At 49.4% G+C, this 18,352-nt stretch carries 14 protein-coding genes; 13 read left to right on the plus strand and 1 reads right to left on the minus strand.

What is annotated here, in order from left to right:
• Positions 1–6 precede the first annotated feature (6 nt).
• The 4 genes from WFI24_RS10410 to WFI24_RS10425 are packed head-to-tail and all read left to right on the plus strand — an operon-like array spanning position 7 to position 5,518.
• Entirely contained in the window at positions 7–2,592 is a 2,586-nt protein-coding gene (locus WFI24_RS10410; RefSeq protein WP_336760510.1) for a DUF5696 domain-containing protein, read from the plus strand.
• Complete coding sequence (locus WFI24_RS10415) at positions 2,589–3,488, plus strand: carbohydrate ABC transporter permease (protein ID WP_076327086.1); 900 nt, start codon at positions 2,589–2,591, stop codon at positions 3,486–3,488. The genes WFI24_RS10410 and WFI24_RS10415 overlap by 4 nt, the downstream gene beginning before the upstream one ends.
• A 28-nt stretch (positions 3,489–3,516) precedes the next feature.
• A complete protein-coding gene (locus WFI24_RS10420; RefSeq protein ID WP_336760513.1) occupies positions 3,517–4,527 on the plus strand; it encodes a carbohydrate ABC transporter permease in 1,011 nt (336 codons plus the stop codon).
• A gap of 28 nt (positions 4,528–4,555) precedes the next feature.
• Positions 4,556–5,518, plus strand: coding sequence for a glycosyl hydrolase (locus WFI24_RS10425; protein WP_336760515.1), 963 nt, complete (start codon positions 4,556–4,558; stop codon positions 5,516–5,518).
• A gap of 125 nt (positions 5,519–5,643) precedes the next feature.
• Here the strand turns inward: WFI24_RS10425 and WFI24_RS10430 are convergent, their stop codons facing one another.
• The gene (locus WFI24_RS10430) at positions 5,644–5,913 is read right to left on the minus strand and encodes a SunI/YnzG family protein (protein WP_336760516.1); all 270 of its coding nucleotides are present in this window, start codon (positions 5,911–5,913) and stop codon (positions 5,644–5,646) included.
• Between the two features lie 195 nt (positions 5,914–6,108).
• Between WFI24_RS10430 and WFI24_RS10435 the strand changes: the two genes are divergently transcribed.
• The 9 genes from WFI24_RS10435 (at position 6,109) to WFI24_RS10475 (ending at position 18,331) form a co-directional block, all read left to right on the plus strand.
• Positions 6,109–6,681 carry a hypothetical protein gene (locus WFI24_RS10435; protein WP_336760518.1) on the plus strand — a complete coding sequence of 191 codons (573 nt, stop codon included), beginning with the start codon at positions 6,109–6,111 and terminating at the stop codon, positions 6,679–6,681.
• A gap of 205 nt (positions 6,682–6,886) precedes the next feature.
• On the plus strand, positions 6,887–8,464 hold the full coding sequence (locus WFI24_RS10440) for an extracellular solute-binding protein (protein WP_336760520.1): 1,578 nt from the start codon (positions 6,887–6,889) through the stop codon (positions 8,462–8,464).
• A 45-nt stretch (positions 8,465–8,509) separates the two neighbouring features.
• Positions 8,510–9,457, plus strand: coding sequence for an ABC transporter permease (locus WFI24_RS10445; RefSeq protein ID WP_222125209.1), 948 nt, complete (start codon positions 8,510–8,512; stop codon positions 9,455–9,457).
• A gap of 61 nt (positions 9,458–9,518) precedes the next feature.
• Positions 9,519–10,391, plus strand: coding sequence for a carbohydrate ABC transporter permease (locus tag WFI24_RS10450; RefSeq protein ID WP_442956210.1), 873 nt, complete (start codon positions 9,519–9,521; stop codon positions 10,389–10,391).
• 43 nt (positions 10,392–10,434) lie between these two features.
• A complete protein-coding gene (locus tag WFI24_RS10455) occupies positions 10,435–12,852 on the plus strand; it encodes a helix-turn-helix domain-containing protein (RefSeq protein ID WP_336760521.1) in 2,418 nt (805 codons plus the stop codon).
• Positions 12,853–12,894: 42 nt separating this feature from the next.
• Entirely contained in the window at positions 12,895–14,412 is a 1,518-nt protein-coding gene (locus WFI24_RS10460; protein ID WP_336760522.1) for a sulfatase family protein, read from the plus strand.
• Between the two features lie 148 nt (positions 14,413–14,560).
• Positions 14,561–16,459, plus strand: a complete 1,899-nt coding sequence (locus WFI24_RS10465) for a rhamnogalacturonan lyase family protein (RefSeq protein ID WP_336760524.1) — start codon at positions 14,561–14,563, stop codon at positions 16,457–16,459.
• 23 nt (positions 16,460–16,482) lie between these two features.
• Positions 16,483–17,556 carry a formylglycine-generating enzyme family protein gene (locus tag WFI24_RS10470; RefSeq protein WP_442956211.1) on the plus strand — a complete coding sequence of 358 codons (1,074 nt, stop codon included), beginning with the start codon at positions 16,483–16,485 and terminating at the stop codon, positions 17,554–17,556.
• A 166-nt stretch (positions 17,557–17,722) separates the two neighbouring features.
• Positions 17,723–18,331, plus strand: a complete 609-nt coding sequence (locus tag WFI24_RS10475; RefSeq protein WP_336760528.1) for a DUF1349 domain-containing protein — start codon at positions 17,723–17,725, stop codon at positions 18,329–18,331.
• Positions 18,332–18,352 lie beyond the last annotated feature (21 nt).

Genomic DNA, 18,352 nt, shown 5'->3' on the forward strand with positions numbered 1-18,352 from the left:
GCATCCGTGAACAAAAGGCAACGACTATATACGGTGCTGGCTGGTGGTGCAGCTGTAATCATGATTGCAGCCGGGCTGCTGTATATAAACAACAGGGGGGTTCCTGCTGTAGAAGCCGCGGCTTATCTGGATACAACAACCCAGGCCATGCCCGTCACGGAGGAACCGTTGCAGTTCCTTGGCGACTCTTCGCAGGGGGTGCCTGGTATGCAACTGGTCGCCGAAGATCAGGGATTGGCCCTGTACTACAACGAGGAGACAACAGAAATTGCAGTACGTGACGGAAAAAGTGGAGAGATCTGGTATAGCAACCCGAAAGAACGGGATGGGGACAGTCTCGCTTCCGCATATGAAAAAGAAGTGCTGTCCTCCCAGCTGAACGTGTCTTTCCGGGATGCGATGGGAACACTAGAGAACTTTCCGAATTTCAGTTCCAGCATCAGCAACAAGCAATTCACTGTGGGGCAGATCGATCAGGGGATTCGGGTGAACTATACGCTTGGTGATACGTCGCTTGGCATTGACGCGCTGCCCAAACTGATTAGCAAGCAGCGCCTGGAGGAGAAAGTGCTTTCCAAACTGGACGCTACTGTCGCAAGATACACATCTGCCCGTTATTATCCAACCAAGAACAATCCGGATATTCTGGAGCGGCTGGATGGACAGATCTCGAAGCAGCTTGTGCTGAACAAGATGTTGGGAGCCTTTGAGACGGCGGGTTACACGGCGGACGATCTGGCTTTTGACAATCAGGAGAACGGTGTCGAAGGCGGAGGTGTATCGGATAAACCCAGCTTCGTGATTCCTGTGGAATACCGGTTGGATCAGGGCGCACTTGTCGTAACCGTTCCTTTGAGTCAAGTTCAGGAAAGTGGGCAATATCGCATTCGGAATGTTGATTTGCTCGCTTACTTTGGTGCTGCGGATACGAAGGGTGAGGGCTACATGCTCGTACCTGACGGTTCAGGCAGCCTGATCCACCTGAACAACGGAAAAACCCAAGAAGAACAGTATGTACAGCGCGTTTATGGCGCAGACCCAAATGATAATTCGCTTAGTCGTCCTCAGGTTAGTGAATCAGCGTATATGCCTGTGTTTGGTCTGAAGAACGGGGAGAATGCCTGGTTTGCGGTGATTGAAAAAGGGGACGGCATAGCCAGTATCACTGCAGATATTGGAGGCAGGCAGAACAGTTACAATCATGTGCATGCGACCTTCTCCCTGCGGGGTGAGGATGAATTGGAGATGTACACCTCGCAGAAAATGCAGGAGATTCAGCTGCTTAGCGAAGAGCCTTTCCGTGGAGATATTCAGGTGCGTTATCATTTCCTTCATGGAGAAGATGCCAGTTACTCGGGTATGGCCCGCCTGTATCAGCAGCAATTGATAGAGGAGGATGTATTGAAGCCACTCGCAGAACAGACGGAGTTGCCGTTCTATGTAGATGTACTTGGTGCGGTGGACAAAGAGGCTTCGTTCCTGGGCGTGCCATATCGTTCCACCTTAGCTATGACCACGTACGAACAGGCTACTGAAATCGCGGCGAAGTTGCAGCAGGAAGGTGTAAACCGAGTGCAAATGCGGTATCAGGGATGGTTCGGCGGTGGGATCAGTCATCATATGCCAACCCAGGTAAAGTTGGACAGTGAGGTAGGCAGTCGTTCCGAACTTCAGGCGTTGTCCGCTAAGCTTGGGCAGTCTGGCGGAGCCTTGTTCCCGGATGTGGCATTCCAGCACATTTATCACGATGATATGCGCTTTGCTCCCTCTTCGGATGCGGCACGCTTTGTAACGAAAGAGACAGCGGAACTGTATCCATACAGTCCTGCCCTTAATCGCATGGATCAGAGCAAGGACAGCTATTATCTGCTCTCAGCTGCCAAGCTTCCATATGTGGTGACTGAGTTTGCCGATAAATTCAATAAACTGGACCTCGGCGGATTATCCCTCCGTGATCTTGGGCAAGTCCTGACTTCCGATTATCGGGATAGTCGGGTGATTCATCGGGAGACGGCGAAGAACATTGTGAAGGAACAGTTGGGACAGCTGAAACAGTCCTATCCCAACTTGATGATATCTGCAGCAAACAGCTACGCTTGGGGAAGTGCACAACATGTTGTGAATGTACCCGCAGGGTCAAGTCGGTTCAATATTGCCGATGAAGAAGTTCCTTTTTATGCGATGGTTATTCATGGATACATGAACTATGCTGCATCTCCGATGAACACTTCGGGGGATCAGGATCTCCGCAAACAATTGCTGCGCAGCCTGGAGCTTGGGGCAGCTCCGTATTTTCAATGGACATATGAACCATCTTCCCGGCTGAAACTTACGAATTATGATTCGGCCTACGCGACCGAGTATGGCTATTGGGTGGATGACGCTGTTGCCTTGTATAAGCAGGCCAACGAAGTGCTGGGAGAACTGGAGAATGAGCAGATCCTGAAGCATGAACGCATCCAGGATGGCGTGGTCCGGATCACTTATACGGGCGGTACATCCATTCTTGTGAATTACAATGTGGATTCAGTTACTGTTGGTGGAACAACAGTTGGCGGGACGGACTATGTGGTGGAAGGAGTGAGCCGATGAGAACCATTCGATTATCGCTGAAGTCACGGAGAGCGCTGCTTGGACTTGCCTTTATATCGCCGTGGCTGGTCGGCTTCATTTTCCTCTTTGCCACGCCACTCCTGCAATCCATCCGGTTCAGCCTGAGCAACCTGTCTGTTGCTCCGGGCGGATACGTCCTAGAGTACGTTGGATTTAAAAATTTCAAGGATGCGCTTCTGGTTGACGCGACGTTCAACCGGATTCTGGTTGACTCGGTTGGAGCAATGCTGCTGAATGTGCCAATGATACTGTTTTTCAGTTTGTTCACGGCGACACTGCTTAACCAGAAGTTCAGAGGCAGAACGATGGCGCGTGCAATCTTCTTCTTGCCGGTTATTCTGGCTTCCAGTGCAGTTGCAGCAGCTGAGTCTGCGGGATTAATTAATCTGATGGGAGATGCGAGTGCGGTCGATGCATCTGCCGATGGCGGGGCTTCGTTCAACGTGGTATCCATTGTGCGAATGCTGGCGGATGTGGGATTGCCGATGGCCTATGTGGATTACATTGTAGAAGCCATCATGCGGATCTATGAGATTATTAGCAGCTCTGGTGTCCAGATTCTGATCTTCCTCGCCGCGCTGCAATCGGTGCCGGGATCGATGTACGAGGTTGCGAAGATCGAAGGGGCGACAGCCTATGAATCATTCTGGAAAATTACATTTCCCATGGTGAGTCCGTTGATTCTGACGAATGTCATCTATACCATTATTGATTCATTTGCCGGAAGTCCGGTCACACAAGCTATCTATCAGACCGCATTCAAAACCCAGAACTTTGGCTTAAGCTCGGCGATGTCCTGGTTATATACCTTGGTGATTGGCCTTGTACTGATCGTAGTGGGCTGGGTGTTGTCACGGCGGGTTCATTACAACTGACGGTTAACGTTGAGGGAGGCTTCAGATTATGGCTGCGTCAGGAACAGATCGCATGGTAGTGGTTCCAAAACAGAATTACCACATGCAGCGGGTACGAAACAAGACATCGGACCTTCTCTATTCCATTTTCAGATATGCACTGGTCATCGGAATTTCATTTATTATTTTGTATCCGTTATTTCTCAAAGTTTCAGTCGCGTTCAAGGATAAGCAGGATATCTACAATCCGACGATCTATATGATTCCCCAGCATTTTACACTGGATAACATCCGGCTTGCAGCCCAAGTGATGGATTTTCTTCCCTTGCTGGCGAACACCTTACTCTTTGTTACCATCACAACGCTTCTGACAGCCATATCCTGTGCACTTGCCGGATACGGCTTCGCCCGGTTCTCGTTTCCGGGTAGCAATGTGCTATTCATCCTGGTGATTCTGACTATTCTGGTTCCGACAAGTACGCTTATGGTACCGATGTATCTGCATTTCCGCAGCTTCGACTTTATGGGCATCATGCAGTTGTTCACGGGAAAAAACGGGATTAACCTGCTCAATACGTACTGGCCTTCAATGATTACGGCTGCTACGGCAGGAGGACTGAAGGCGGGGTTATTCATCTATATCTTCCGGCAGTTTTTCAAGGGGATGCCGAAGGAAATCGAGGAGGCCGCACTGATTGACGGCGCAGGTGGATTCAAGACATTTGCCCGTATCATGTTACCCAATGCAATCTCGCCGCTGATTACGGTCATTCTGTTCTCGTTTGTCTGGCAGTACAATGATACGTTTTATTCGGCACTGTTCATGAGTGAAAGTCCACTGATTTCACTGAAGGTGGCTTCTTTACCGGCTCAGGCAAACCAATTGATTCCGCAACTGATGGGTTTTGGCTCGAACTCGGGCATCAAGGCCGATCCGAACTATGTGGCCATGATCGTGGATACAGGCATTTTGCTGGCGATTGCACCGCTGATAATTCTGTATCTGTTCGTGCAACGTTATTTCGTGGAGAGTATTGAACGTTCTGGTGTAGTGGGTTAACAAGGTAAATCCAATTGGAGGTGTAGAGATGACAGTGCGTGAGATCAGCAGAGTTCCGGTGAATAAAGCAGCGACACCCGAAGCGAGAGAGCTTATGGCGTTCCTGGTCGAGCGTTATCGAAAAGGGATGTTGTCAGGCCAACAGGATTACAGCAATCTTAACTGGATTAATGAAAATACAGGCCGGAAGCCAGCTGTGATTGGCTTTGATCTCATGGAATATTCGCCATCAAGAACAGAGCGTGGTGCGGTCTCCCAGGAGATTCGGGATGCGATAGACTGGCATAAGCAAGGCGGGATCGTGACGCTATGCTGGCACTGGAACGCACCGACGGATCTGATCGATGAACCAGGTAAAGAGTGGTGGCGGGGGTTCTATACGGATGCCACAACCTATGATCTTGCCTATGCGCTTGCTGATATTGAATCGGAAGCATATCAGTTATTGATCCGGGATATCGATGCGATTGCAGTTCACTTGCAAGAGTTGAAGGATGCGGGTGTACCTGTATTATTCCGACCGCTTCATGAAGCAGAAGGTGGGTGGTTCTGGTGGGGAGCGAAAGGCCCCGAACCTGCCAAACAGCTATATTGTTTGTTGTATGATCGATTGGTTCAAGAACATCAGCTGCACAACCTTATCTGGGTCTGGAACTCGGAAAAACCGGAATGGTATCCGGGTGATGATGTCGTGGATATTGTCAGTGTGGATGTATACCCGGAAGCAGGAGATCACAGCCCGTTGGCTGCGCGTTACGCCAACCTGCGTGAGCTTGTGAAGGATAGCAAAATCATTGCACTCGCCGAGAACGGCTCTATTCCGGACCCCAAGCAGATGAAGGAACAGGATGTACACTGGAGTTGGTTCTGTACCTGGACAGGTGGATTCCTGAGAGACGGTACGCATAATGATGTGGCATTTTTGAAGGAAGTGTACCATAGTGCAGCGGTTATTACGCTCGATCATTTACCGAAGTGGAGTTGGACATAGGGCTGTCATCTGAAAGGATACTCAACTTACAAAAAGCGTCAGCAAGGCATGAGAGAATTATGCCAATGCTGACGCTTTTTATATGAAACGATCTCTTGCGAATGGATGCAAGTTCGATGAATGAGCTAACTTACTGTGCTGGATACCAAATCACTAATTTTCGGAAACAATGCTTCGTTAGAAGTGAACAGAATGTAGGATTGATTGGTAGTACGAATCAGGATGGTTTCGGAGGCACCATACGCTGCTCCTATTCGAACGGCTGATAGTTCGCTGCCACCATATGTATCGTCAAGGGTAACTGACGTAATGTTGGAGATGGGAATTTCTACTTTGGAAAACTGCCAACGGATGACCAGTTGATCTTCTATTTTTTTCACGTTAACACCAAACATAATACGACCTCCTTTTAAGCCCGCTGAAGATAAATACTTTTTATTAGTCTACCACTTATTGGTTAATATTTCCTTGATAATAGTGGATTTCCCCCGTGCAAATTGAAGTGCCCAAGTGTAACTATATCCACAGGTAATATTTTGCTACAGATATTTCCATAAATGTTGGCATGATGTACACTATGACTAACGAATATGGATACGGAGCGATTTGTTGGAGGTGGAGATTCGTATGACGGATTGAACGCATATCATTATTTTGAGAAAAGTCTTGGTCCTTTCCTAAATCTCTCCAGCCTGTCTAATGAGGAAGCCGAAACAGTTACTCAACAAATCCGTGATCAAGGCCGGAATTTTGCCAGTCGGCGATCAGCGGATTATATGACCATCCGAAGAGCACTTGAACATAAAGCGTACGAGCAGTTTAAGGGCAAAGGCGGAACCCCGACCAATCCATATCCCCACTATCTGACCCTTGGTGCATGTGAATGGTTGTCATCCTGGTATACCGAACCGGATCAATTGATCATTCCGTGGGAAGATCTGTCTGCCGAAGTTGTGAGCTTCACGTATGGAGACCTCTTTCCAACCATGCGTTATTCGGATGATAAACCTTACCGTAAGCAGATCTACACCAAGGGCGAAATCCTGGAAGTTATTCAGGCCTATGGTTGGCCTCAAGAATGGAACCGTCTAGGCGATCAAGGCCCGGAACGATATATTGAAGTACAAGTATGGGATGAGCGCATTATCAGACCCTATCGTTGAAGTGAAAGGGTTCTTGGCGCATTTTCTAACGTATCTAACAGGTGCAAAAAAGTGCAATTGCAGGAAATACGGGTGTTCGTTATAGTGAGTGAAAGCTTTGACCGGTCAGGAAGAATCTTCTTCAAAGGCCTGTCAAAGCCCCTTTTTTAATCGTTAATCCGATTAAGACTATAGGTTTAAGAGACTAAGGAGGATGGGAAAGCCTATGCAAAAAGTGGGGAAACGTAACACCCGTAATCTGGCCTGGATCATATCGGTTGTCATGGTCATGTCCGTGGTGCTTAGTGCATGCGGAAGTAAAGAAGAAGGACAGGTAAGTGGCAACAGTGGCAATGCAGACGATCCATTGGAAGTCAGCATTATGACCATCACGCCGAGTGCCGTCCCCGCTGCTGATGATAATGTAATCAAACGCGCCATTGAAGAAGCGACTAACTCCAAAATGAATATCCAGTGGGTCTCCAACAATATCTATGGTGACAAGCTCAATCTGACCCTGGCTTCCGGGGATATACCTGATCTGATCATGATTAATGATCCGTTTGGAAGTACCTTCACCAAGATGGTCAAACAAGGTGCTTTCTGGGACATCACCCCTTATATCAAGGACTATCCGAATCTCAGTGGAGGCATTCCTGATATTGCATGGGATACGACCAAGGCAGCTGACGGCAACAATTATGGTATCCCGCGGCCTCGTCCAGTCACTGGAGATTCTTTTTTCATCATCCGCAAGGATTGGCTCGACCGATTGAATTTGCAGGTGCCAGAGACCACGGATGAGTTATTCAACGTGATGGAGGCTTTTGTAGAGCAGGACCCTGATGGTAACGGAACTAAAGATACCACAGCACTTGCCGCGTATATTAGTCCCGATGATCTCGGCTGGGGAGGTAATCTGGGCCCCGTTCTCGGTGCCATTGAGAATTCCTTTATCGGAACCAATAGCAGTTGGAAATGGGATGAGTCTCAGGGGAAGCTGGTCTACAGGGAGCTGTTACCCGAGGTGAAAGAATCCCTTCAATATCTAACCAAAGCCTATAGCAGCGGGATGATGCCGGAAGATCTGCTTTCGCTCAAGCTGACGCAGGCCAGAGAACTGTTCAAGCGCAATCAGGCGGGTATTATCGTGGACAAGACAGGTACGATGCGCAAAATCTATGCCGATGACCTGAAGAAGGTCGATCCTTCTTTTAAATATACGGATTTCTATCCCTTGACCAATCTGAATGGATATAATCCGAAAGGTTCGGGGTACAACGGTATTCTGGCGATCCCTGCCAGTGTGCCGGAAGAGAAGATGAAACGAATTCTCCAACTCGTCGATACCTGGATGAATCCGGAAGTGTTTGAAATCCAGCAGTTCGGGATTGAAGGTACACATTATGAAGTGGTCGATGGCAAAAAGGTAGCAAGTAGTGAAAAGTTGATGGCGGATAACGCGTCGGATTTCAATCATATCGTTAACGTCATCGACCTGCCTTGGGATACCACTGGTGAAACGGATGAAGAGACACAGGCCAATGAACTGTTCAAAAAAGTGGAGGCAGAGCGAGACAAAACGAGCGTGGCGGATCTGGCCGCTGGCCTTCAATCGGAGACCGGGCAGAAAGTGCTGCCTGAACTCAACAAGAAGATCCAGGATCTGAAAGCAAAGATTATTCTGGGCCGGGAGCCAATTGAAGCTTGGGATGCCTTTGTGGAAACCTTGCGGAATGATCCGAATTTCCAGGCCATGAGTGATGAGATGACCGAAGCATACAAGAAAAGAAATGGACAGTGAATCTGAGGGAAGGAGCTGCAAACCATGAGCACCCATGAGCAACGAATGAGTACGGTTAAGGGGAAGCAGACTTCAACCAAAAAGAAAGGATTAAACTTGCTGTCTGCACTTCGGCGTGACCGGTCGTTATATGTGCTTGCACTGCCGGGCATATTGTTCTTCCTCGTTTTCAAATACATCCCGATGTGGGGCATTATCATTGCGTTTCAGGATTACTCGCCCTTTCGGGGGATTCAGGGCAGTGAGTGGGTTGGTTTGCAGCACTTTACAGCACTCTTTGATAATCCGGACTTTGCCTTGTTGTTCCGAAATACGCTGGCGATCAGCCTGCTCAATCTGATATTGTTCTTTCCTTTTCCGATCCTGATCTCCCTGGGACTCAATGAACTGCGAAGTGTGGCGTATAAGAGACTCATTCAAACGATTATCTATATGCCGCATTTCCTCTCCTGGGTAATCATTGCTGGCTTAACGTTGCTGCTGTTCGCCAAAGGAACGGGACTGATTAACGAGTTATTCGCTTTATGGGGATGGCCCCGCGTGGATATCTTAACGAACCCGGACAGCTTCTGGATCATGGTCACCTTGCAAGCGATGTGGAAGGAAGCAGGTTGGGGCACGATTGTGTTTCTGGCGGCCATGGCGAGTGTGGATACTCAGCTGTATGAGGCGGCACGCATGGATGGAGCGGGACGATTGCGCCAGATCTGGCACATTACGCTGCCTGCCATCCGCAGTGTCATCATCGTACTCTTGATTTTAAGGCTGGGAGACATCATGGAAGTGGGGTTTGAGCAAATCTTCCTCATGTACAACGGCGCTGTATCTGAAGTGGCCGAAGTATTCGACACCTATGTATACCGCACAGGGATTGAGCAGGGAGATTTCAGCTACAGTACAGCGGTTGGACTGTTCAAATCCGTAATTGGTCTGGTGCTGGTCGTTGTCGCAAATCGTGTGGTAAAGCGCTTGGGTCAGGAAGGCGTCTATTAGTTAGTACCGGTACCCTACCCATATCCGTACCAGCCTTTGATCAATGGAGAGGAGGTTTCGAATGCATCGCATGAAATGGAGTGAGCGGATTGGACAGTCCCTGAATGTGGTTACGCTTGGACTATTGGCTGTGGTTATGTTTTTCCCGCTATATTATGTTTTCGTCGTTTCATTCACGGACCCCGGAGAGTATTTGCAAAAGAAAATCGTACTCTTCCCGGAACGCTGGTCTGTTGAAGCCTATACGTATTTGTTATCCACGCCTGCCTTTGCACGCTCGCTGGGAAACAGTGCATTTCTGGCAACCGTCGGTACGGTGTGCAGCCTGGCTGTATCATCCTCTCTGGCTTATGCACTGTCCCAGAAGCGATTCCAATTCAGAAAAATACTGATGTTCCTGATTGTACTAACCATCTTGTTTAGCCCGGGCATCATTCCAAATTACCTGCTGGTGCGGGAACTGGGGCTGATCAATAATATCTGGGCACTGATCCTGCCTGCGCTTGCCAATGGCTGGACGGTGTTGCTGATGAAAAATTTCTTCGACAGCCTGCCCGCAGAGATCAGCGAAGCAGCATCCATTGATGGCTGTAGTGCCATCCGAACCTGGTACACGATTGTGTTGCCCTTATCGATGCCTGCGCTTGCTGCCTTTGGATTGTTTTTTGCCGTAGGGTACTGGAATCAATTCTTCGCGGCACTGTTATATCTGAACGATTCTGCGAAATGGCCCATTCAAGTATTACTGCAAAATATGCTGCTGAATGCATCCAACATTGATCTGGTTGCGCCTGGACAGCAGGTGGAGACACCGCCGACAGAAATGTTGAAGATGGCCGCGATCATTGTAGCCATATTACCAGTGCTGGTGGTGTATCCGTTTATACAAAAGCATTTTGCCAAAGGAGCCCTGATCGGTTCGGTCAAAGGATAAGTCTGCATTCAGGCGGGTATTCCCGGAAAGGAGGTCCATACAGATGATATTCAAGCGCACAGCAGACCCACTACCCAAAGGGCGTTATTTCAGGCGCAGCCTGATGATGATTCTGTTTATCGCCTGCATTCCGGGAGTCATTACAGGGGTGTTGCTGTATGGCTGGGTCACCGTCAAAATGGAAAAGATTTTGCAGCAAACCCATCTGCATCAATTTGGACAACGCACCGTGTGGGTTGGCGAACAATTGGATGCGCTTGAATTGACCTTCTCGCAGTGGGCCTTCGATCCGGTTTTCGATAACCGTCTGAAAGAGCTCGATTTTGTATTCAAATATAAACAGGTTCATGAACTGTACCGATTGCTGCTGATGATTCAGAATTCCAATACACTGATCGGCAAAGTTCAGTTGTATCTGGGGGAACCCCGGGCCGTGAAGATGGATTCTGAACGATATGATTTTGTTAAAGACGCTGGGGAGATTGAGAAGTATGAACTGCTAACTCACCAGCCCCAGGCCACATATTGGTCCCGCTCCATGGATGGCATGTCCATGATGATGGTGAATCGACTTCCGGGTGGAAGCGACGATGCACTGGGTGCACTAACGATTACGCTGGATAACAAGCAACTGGTTAACATGTTGCAGACCTTGTCTCCGTATAATGGCGGGACGACATTCCTGCTGGATGAGCAGGGCAACCCCATGCTTCCGCAAGACCAAGCACTTGGTGGATTACAGCATGCTGTCCGTGAACATATGTTGAACCTGGAAGGGAATCTGTCTTCTTTCCTGATGGAATATGAGGGACTGACCTACTCGGTTCAATCGGGCACCTTCCGCAGACTGAGTACCGATTGGACTTATGTGTCCGCGGTGCCTCTCAATGAGATTGTAGCTCCGATTGTGTCTGTACCCCGAATCGTTCTTCTCGTCAACGGATCAGGACTCTTACTGGCTCTTATTCTGGCGTGGGTCGGCTCGCTCCAGCTCTATAAACCGTTTACGAAATTACTGCGAATATTTACCGTGACTGGAGCACCGGTCGACGCTATAGCGCCAGAAGTGTCATCCTCTCCCAAAGTGTTGTCTGCAGCGTCTACCCGCTCAAATGGGTCTGTACAACTGGATGAAATCAAGCATATTGAACAGCGCTGGATCGGCGTTAATCAGGAGAGAGAATCGTTGCAGCAACGGTTGGAAGAGCAGCTTCCACTTGCCCGGGAGAGCTTGCTGATTCAGCTCACGCTGGGTCATCTGTTACTGTCATCCGACCATGAATGGAAGGAACGTCTGGCACAGCTGGGCTGGGTCCTTCGGGATGAACGGTTCATCATCCTGTTTGCTCACATGCGTCCGAGTGGAGTTCTTCTATATGGGGCTAAGGAGCGAAATCAGAGCGAATCTCAGGAGTGGATCAGTTTTGCCGCAACGGACATGCTGAACAGGCAGTTGGAGGGACTTCCTTACCGGGCCGAGACGATCAATTACCATGACATGTCCATTGCGCTGTTGCTCGCTGTCCCTTCAGAGGTCCAGCCAGAGACACCTGAATTCAGGCAAGAATTATCTCGGATGGCCCAGCAATGGCTGGAAGCCGTGCAGTCGGAATGGAACGTTCGCATGACAGTCTCGATCAGCAAACTCACATCAGATGCCTCCCATATCCCACAGCTGGTCAGAGAATCGAGGGCTGTGTTGAGAAAAAGACAGTTCTCTTCCAATGTGACCATCATTGATATGAATGAGGAGGCAGAGCAGGATGTGAATGAACATGGAGCTTATCCGCTTGAGCTGGAACAGGCCATCATCTCGGCATTACGGAGTGGTGAACAGGACACTGCTCTGGAACAGTTCAGCCTATTTATAGGCACGTATGCCCGATCTGAAGCGCCAGAGAAGCGTGTCCGTCAGGCTTTATTCCAACTGCTGGCACGCATACAACATAACCTTTTGCAATTAGGGGAAGATCCGGTTGAACTGTTTGGTGTAGGGATGTATGAAGAGGTGCTGCAACTGCATGATCTGGATGAATTGTTCCTGTGGTTCAGGGAACGGGTTGTGCATGTATGTGTAGAGGAATTCACAGGCAAGGAAGAGAAGCAGATACAGATGGCTGTTCATCAGATGAAGGAGCATGCGCAGCAGCAGTATGCAGAAGCGTTATCGCTGGATGAATTGGCAGATCTTTACGGGGTTCATTCCTACACATTAAGTCGGGCATTCAAGCAGGCATTCAAGCAGAACTTTGTGGACTATCTGACTGAGATAAGGCTCCAACGGGCCAAGGAGCTGCTTGAATCGACAGACGTCAAGATCAGTGAAATTGCGGAGCAGGTGGGCTATCAGCCCAGTTACTTTAATCGTTTGTTCAAGAAAAGCGAGGGAACGACGCCAAGTCGTTACCGGGAAGACATTCACAAGCATACCGGGCACAATCGGGGTAACCGCTCCGTTTAAGACACGCCCTAGTTTTCAGCCCAAAGGAGAGTGGGATGTGACGTGTCACAGGACAAGCCAAATATTATTTTTCTCATGACGGATCAGCAGCGATGGGACTGTATTGGAACGTTCAATGAACATATTCATACACCGAATCTTGATAAACTTGCAGACGAGGGAATCACTTTCCGCGATGCGGTCTGCCAATCACCGATGTGTGCGCCGAGCCGAAGTTCCATGATGATGGGATATTATCCGTCACAGCTTGGGGTTCGAACGAATTATGGCGGATTGTTCGAGGAAGACAAGCTGCCTTCTGAACCTTTGCCGGAGTTAATGCACCGCGCAGGGTATCAGACAGCCGGATTCGGAAAAACGCATTGGAACCATAGCGAGGGCGTAGATGAGCCTTCCACGCGAGGGTTCGAAGTAAGATCCATCGGACTTTCTCGTCAAAGTGGCCATTATGAACAGGGAGCGACAATGATGGGCGACTCCCATCCTGAAGCGCTGGAAGCCTACCATCAGGAGACCAAGGATTTTGGAAGCGGTGAGGAAAATGTCAATGGCTATACAGGGCTTACAAGTCAGATTCCGATGAATCAGCATCGGGATGGCTGGGTAGCCGAGCAGGCGCTGCAATTTTTGGATGAAGGGATAGACCCGGAGCGGCCGTTATTTTTTTATCTGTCTTTCCTGAAGCCACATGCCGGGTTCAATGTGCCCAAAGCATTCGAAGACCTGTACAGGCTGGAAGATATTCCGCATATCCCGCAACCGCCGTGGGAGGATGAAGTGCAGACTCACCTGGCCGCTTCCGATGAATTGAATTCGAATAGTCGGCAGTCGTACCTCGACAAGAAGAAGGTATGGGACCAGCGCAGCTCGGAGGAGCGAAGGAGGACTACGCTTAGATACTGGGCGAATTGCTCCTGGCTCGATCATTACTTTGGACTCGCTTTGGAGAAGTTGGAGAACCAGGGGAGGCTGGATAACGCGCTGATTGTATTTGTCTCGGATCATGGAGAGATGCTGGGGGAACGACAGTTTCGCTTCACCAAATATAATCTGTATGACAGCAGTGTGAGGGTGCCGCTCATATTGTCCGGTACCCACATTCAGGAGCAGAAGCGCGGAACGATTGATCGGGGGCCTGCGGAATTGGTGGATCTGGTGCCGACATTGACACGTGCAGCTGGACTTGAAGCGAATCCGATGCTACCTGGTGTCGATCTGCTGGGCGATCTCCGGCATCGCGGAACGTTCTGTGAATTCCATGGAAAGGGAGTAACGGCACCTCATTCGGCTCCGGCCTATATGTGGCGGACTGCGGAGTGGAAGCTCATTCTGTACTTGGAAGGCTCTGTCGCGGAGTCTGCATCGAGAGTACATGAAACGAAGGGTGAATTGTATCACCTGACGTTTGACCCTCATGAGTGGACGAACCTGTATGATGGGGAGCAGCATGCTGTAATTCGGGAGCAATTAAAGACAGAACTGCTGATGCATCTGGCTGTCAGTTGGGCGAAAGGCCCCTTTTTCTATGATCGTGGAGGAACCAAGCCGTTAGAGCGGTAGATAGACCATGTTGACCGGGCATCCGGAGGCAAAGCAGTTATTGCTGAACCAGATCAGTCGATCTCATTAGATTGGCTCGTGGGGACAGAGATAACAGGCTTTGCCTTTTTTTACGCACACACTAATCATCGATGGAGGGGCATTGTAAATGAAAACCAAATCAACTGTGGCCAAAGGAACCAAAGTACTATTCACGTTACTGTTAAGTGGAGTTATTGGATGGACCGGCATTGCTTCACCGGGAGGGGGAGTACTCCAGGCAGATGCCGCAGAAGGGTCTGCACCGCGTCTGGTTGAAAATCTGGGACGAGGTCTTACTGCCGTATATCTGGGGGAGAACAAGGTATATCTGAGCTGGCGTCTGCTTGGGACCGAACCGCAGCAGGTTACATTTGATATCTATCGTCGGACGGGTACAGAAGAGGTGAAGCTGAACGCCCAGCCTTTGACGCAGGGAACCAATTATACGGATACGAATGTGGATGTAACCCTGAGCCACACGTATATCGTGAAGTCTTATGTGGACGGCGAGTTGCAGGATGCGAGTGCCGAGGTCGTATTGGCAGCCAATCCCGAGATCCGTAATTATTTCAGTATTCCGCTGCAAAATATAACATCCAATCCGTCCGATTATTTTGTGCAGCATGGCTGGCCTGGGGATCTGGACGGTGATGGGGAATATGAATATGTGGTCACCCGCATTCCGGTGAACGGAGGGAATAAATATGTGGAAGCCTACAGTCTGATCGAAGGTTTCCTGTGGCGGATCGATCTGGGTCCATACAGTGTCACAACGATAGATACATATAATGCGCCGCCTGCTTCCGTCAGTGAATTTGGAGTGCCGGGACTTGGAGGCTGGCGGGATAACGACAATATAACGGTATTTGATCTGGACAGTGACGGGAAGGCTGAAGTACTGCTGCGTACCTTTGAAGGAGTGAGGTTTGCAGATGGTCAGGTCGTTCCTGCGACAACGGAGCGTGCTCAATATGTGTCCGTCGTGGATGGACTGACTGGAACAGAAGCGGCACGCACAGCGATAACCAATGATTATGCAGCCGATGGTCCACTCAGTGGGCACTTTGGCATTGCTTATCTGGATGGTGAACATCCAAGCTTGATTACGGCGCTCAAGAATCGTGCGCTTAGCCGTAATTTTCAGTATGTGACCTCAGCCTATGATTATGCAGACGGTGCCCTGACCGAGCGTTGGAGACATGCTGGAGCGGACGGTGAGTTTTTCCACCAGATTCGTATATTGGATCTTGACGGGGATGGGAAGGATGAGGTGTCATTCGGAGGCTGGGCGCTGGATGATAACGGAGAGACCTTATACAGTCTGCCGGGCGTAGTCCATGGTGATCGATTCCACATTACAGACATTGATCCGGATCGACCGGGGCTGGAGCAATTCGGGGTTCAGCAGGCGGAGAATGGAAACGTCAATCAATTTCCTTGGTTTTATGCCGATGCGGCGACGGGCGAGATTATTCGTACAGGGGAAGTCCCACAGGACGTCGCACGGGGAACACTGGCGGATATTGATCCACGGCACAATGGGCTTGAGATGTGGTCCAGTTCAGGCAATATCTACAATGTGCACGGTGAAGTGATCAGCTCAGTCCAGCCCTCGACCAATTTCAGAATTTGGTGGGATGGTGATGTGCTCGGCGAGCTGTTGGATAAGAACTTTGTGGAAAAGTGGGATTGGGAGCAGAACACGACAACACGTCTGTTTACAGCCGATGATGTTCGCGTGAATTCCAGAAACGCCCCAGTACTTTATGGCGATCTGCTGGGGGATTGGAGAGAGGAAATTCTGTATGAAACGAGTGATTTCACAGAATTGCGTCTGTACACAACAACGATACCGTCGGATGTGCGCATCTACACAATGTTGCATAATCCGGCTTACCGCAATGGACTGGCGGTGAAAGGATATATGCAATCCTTGTTGACTGATTATTATCTGGGTGAAGGAATGACAACACCAACGGTTCCGAACATTCGTCCTGTCTTGTACAGTGGGGATCAGGAGTCTTAAAGCAGTGAAAGGGGATGTTTCAGATGCATGATCAGATACCCGAAAAGGGAGTTTCTTGCTGTTGTTCTGCAAGCCGGAGCGGCAGGCTTAAGGAGGAATTTCATTCAGTGGACACGCCTGAATCGACATCTTCCCGTGAGGTGAGTGCAGCGTCCGACCATGTATCTCCACTTTTCGTTGACCGTCTACCGCCTAATGCGCTGGCGGGAGACGATGAATACATCGCCGGACGAAACGACAGGAACAGCATATTAATTGAAGGTGGACGTTTCCTTATGGGCACCAATGACCCGGAAGCCTTTGCAGGAGATGGGGAAGGGCCTGTCAGGGAAACCCAGGTTGCCCCCTTTTATCTGGATGAATGCACGGTGACCAATGCGCAGTTTGGACAGTTTGTGCGGGAGACCGGGTATCGAACAGAGGCCGAGCGATTCGGCTGGTCCTTTGTTTTTCATGTATTCGTTTCTTCGCAAACGGCTGCGCATGTTCGTACCGTGGTGCAGCAAACGCCCTGGTGGTGGGTTGTCGAAGGTGCGGAATGGTCTCATCCGGAAGGACCTGACTCTGATGTGCACGACAGGGCTGACCATCCCGCTATTCATATCTCCTGGAACGATGCCAATGCGTATTGTGGCTGGGCGGGGAAGCGCCTGCCTACAGAAGCTGAGTGGGAATATGCAGCACGAGGTGGATTAATCCAGAAGAAATATCCCTGGGGCGACGTTCTGAGGCCGGATGGACAGCACCAGTGCAACATCTGGCAAGGTACCTTTCCAACTCAAAATAATGCCGCTGATGGTTATGCGGGCACGGCCCCATCCCGATCCTTTCCTGCTAACGGATATGGACTGTACAACATGTCAGGAAATGTATGGGAATGGTGCGCTGACAACTATGTTACGGATCATGAGAAGTCTATACTTGCTGAGACTGTTGCTTCTCCCGATGAAATTCGCAAGGTGTTAAAAGGTGGTTCCTACCTATGCCACCGTTCCTATTGCAATCGGTACAGAGTGGCAGCACGGATTTCCAATACGCCGGATACATCCACCGGACATATCGGGTTCAGATGTGCATCTGATGTATTGCCGGTATAGCGTGCTATTGATATGACATACCGAATACGATTATGTATATATGAAATACAAGCGACTCATGTGAGTCGCTTTTTTCCTTTTACTGATCCGAAAGGATAATTCCGTTATTTCACGAATACAACAGAGAACTCAGCGAATTCAAAATCACAGACAAAGGGTGTGCCACATGACGAATCTATTCGAACAATGTTCAGGACAAACATTATCTGCCAACCTGGGATGGCTGAACGAGCCAGCAGATTGGTCCATTGAAGACGGCAAAGTAACAATAACCGTTTCGCCGATCAGTGACTTTTTCATTGATCCGGGAGGTGAGCCGGTGAAAGCCTCAGCTCCATTTTTACATACGATAATCAAGGGAGATTTCAGCATCACCACTCAAGTACAGGTGGATATGAAAGAACAGTATGATTCGGGCTGCCTGATGGTGAGGGTGGACGATACGAATTGGGCTAAAGTTTGCTTTGAGTATTTCGAAGAACAGCCGTCCATTCTTAGTGTCGTTACTCGTGGTAACTCGGATGATTGTGTATCAGCACCTGTAGAGGTTAACAAGCCTTATTTACGTGTAGCCCGGGCAGGCAACAGCTTTGCTTTCCATTATTCTCAGAATGGAGAGAAGTGGAAGCTGGTACGTTATTTCGGCCTCGACTGCCCGGATGAGATCAAAGTTGGCATTGTGGCCCAGTCCCCAATTGGGCAAGGGACGACGGTTACTTTTACAGATGTACAGCTTCAACATGGAGTGACCGGAAGTGTACGCCGAGTAGAATAACACGATCAGAAGGTTGTTCTG

Source organism: Paenibacillus sp. USHLN196, from assembly GCF_037144955.1.
Lineage (GTDB): Bacteria > Bacillota > Bacilli > Paenibacillales > Paenibacillaceae > Paenibacillus > Paenibacillus xylanexedens_C.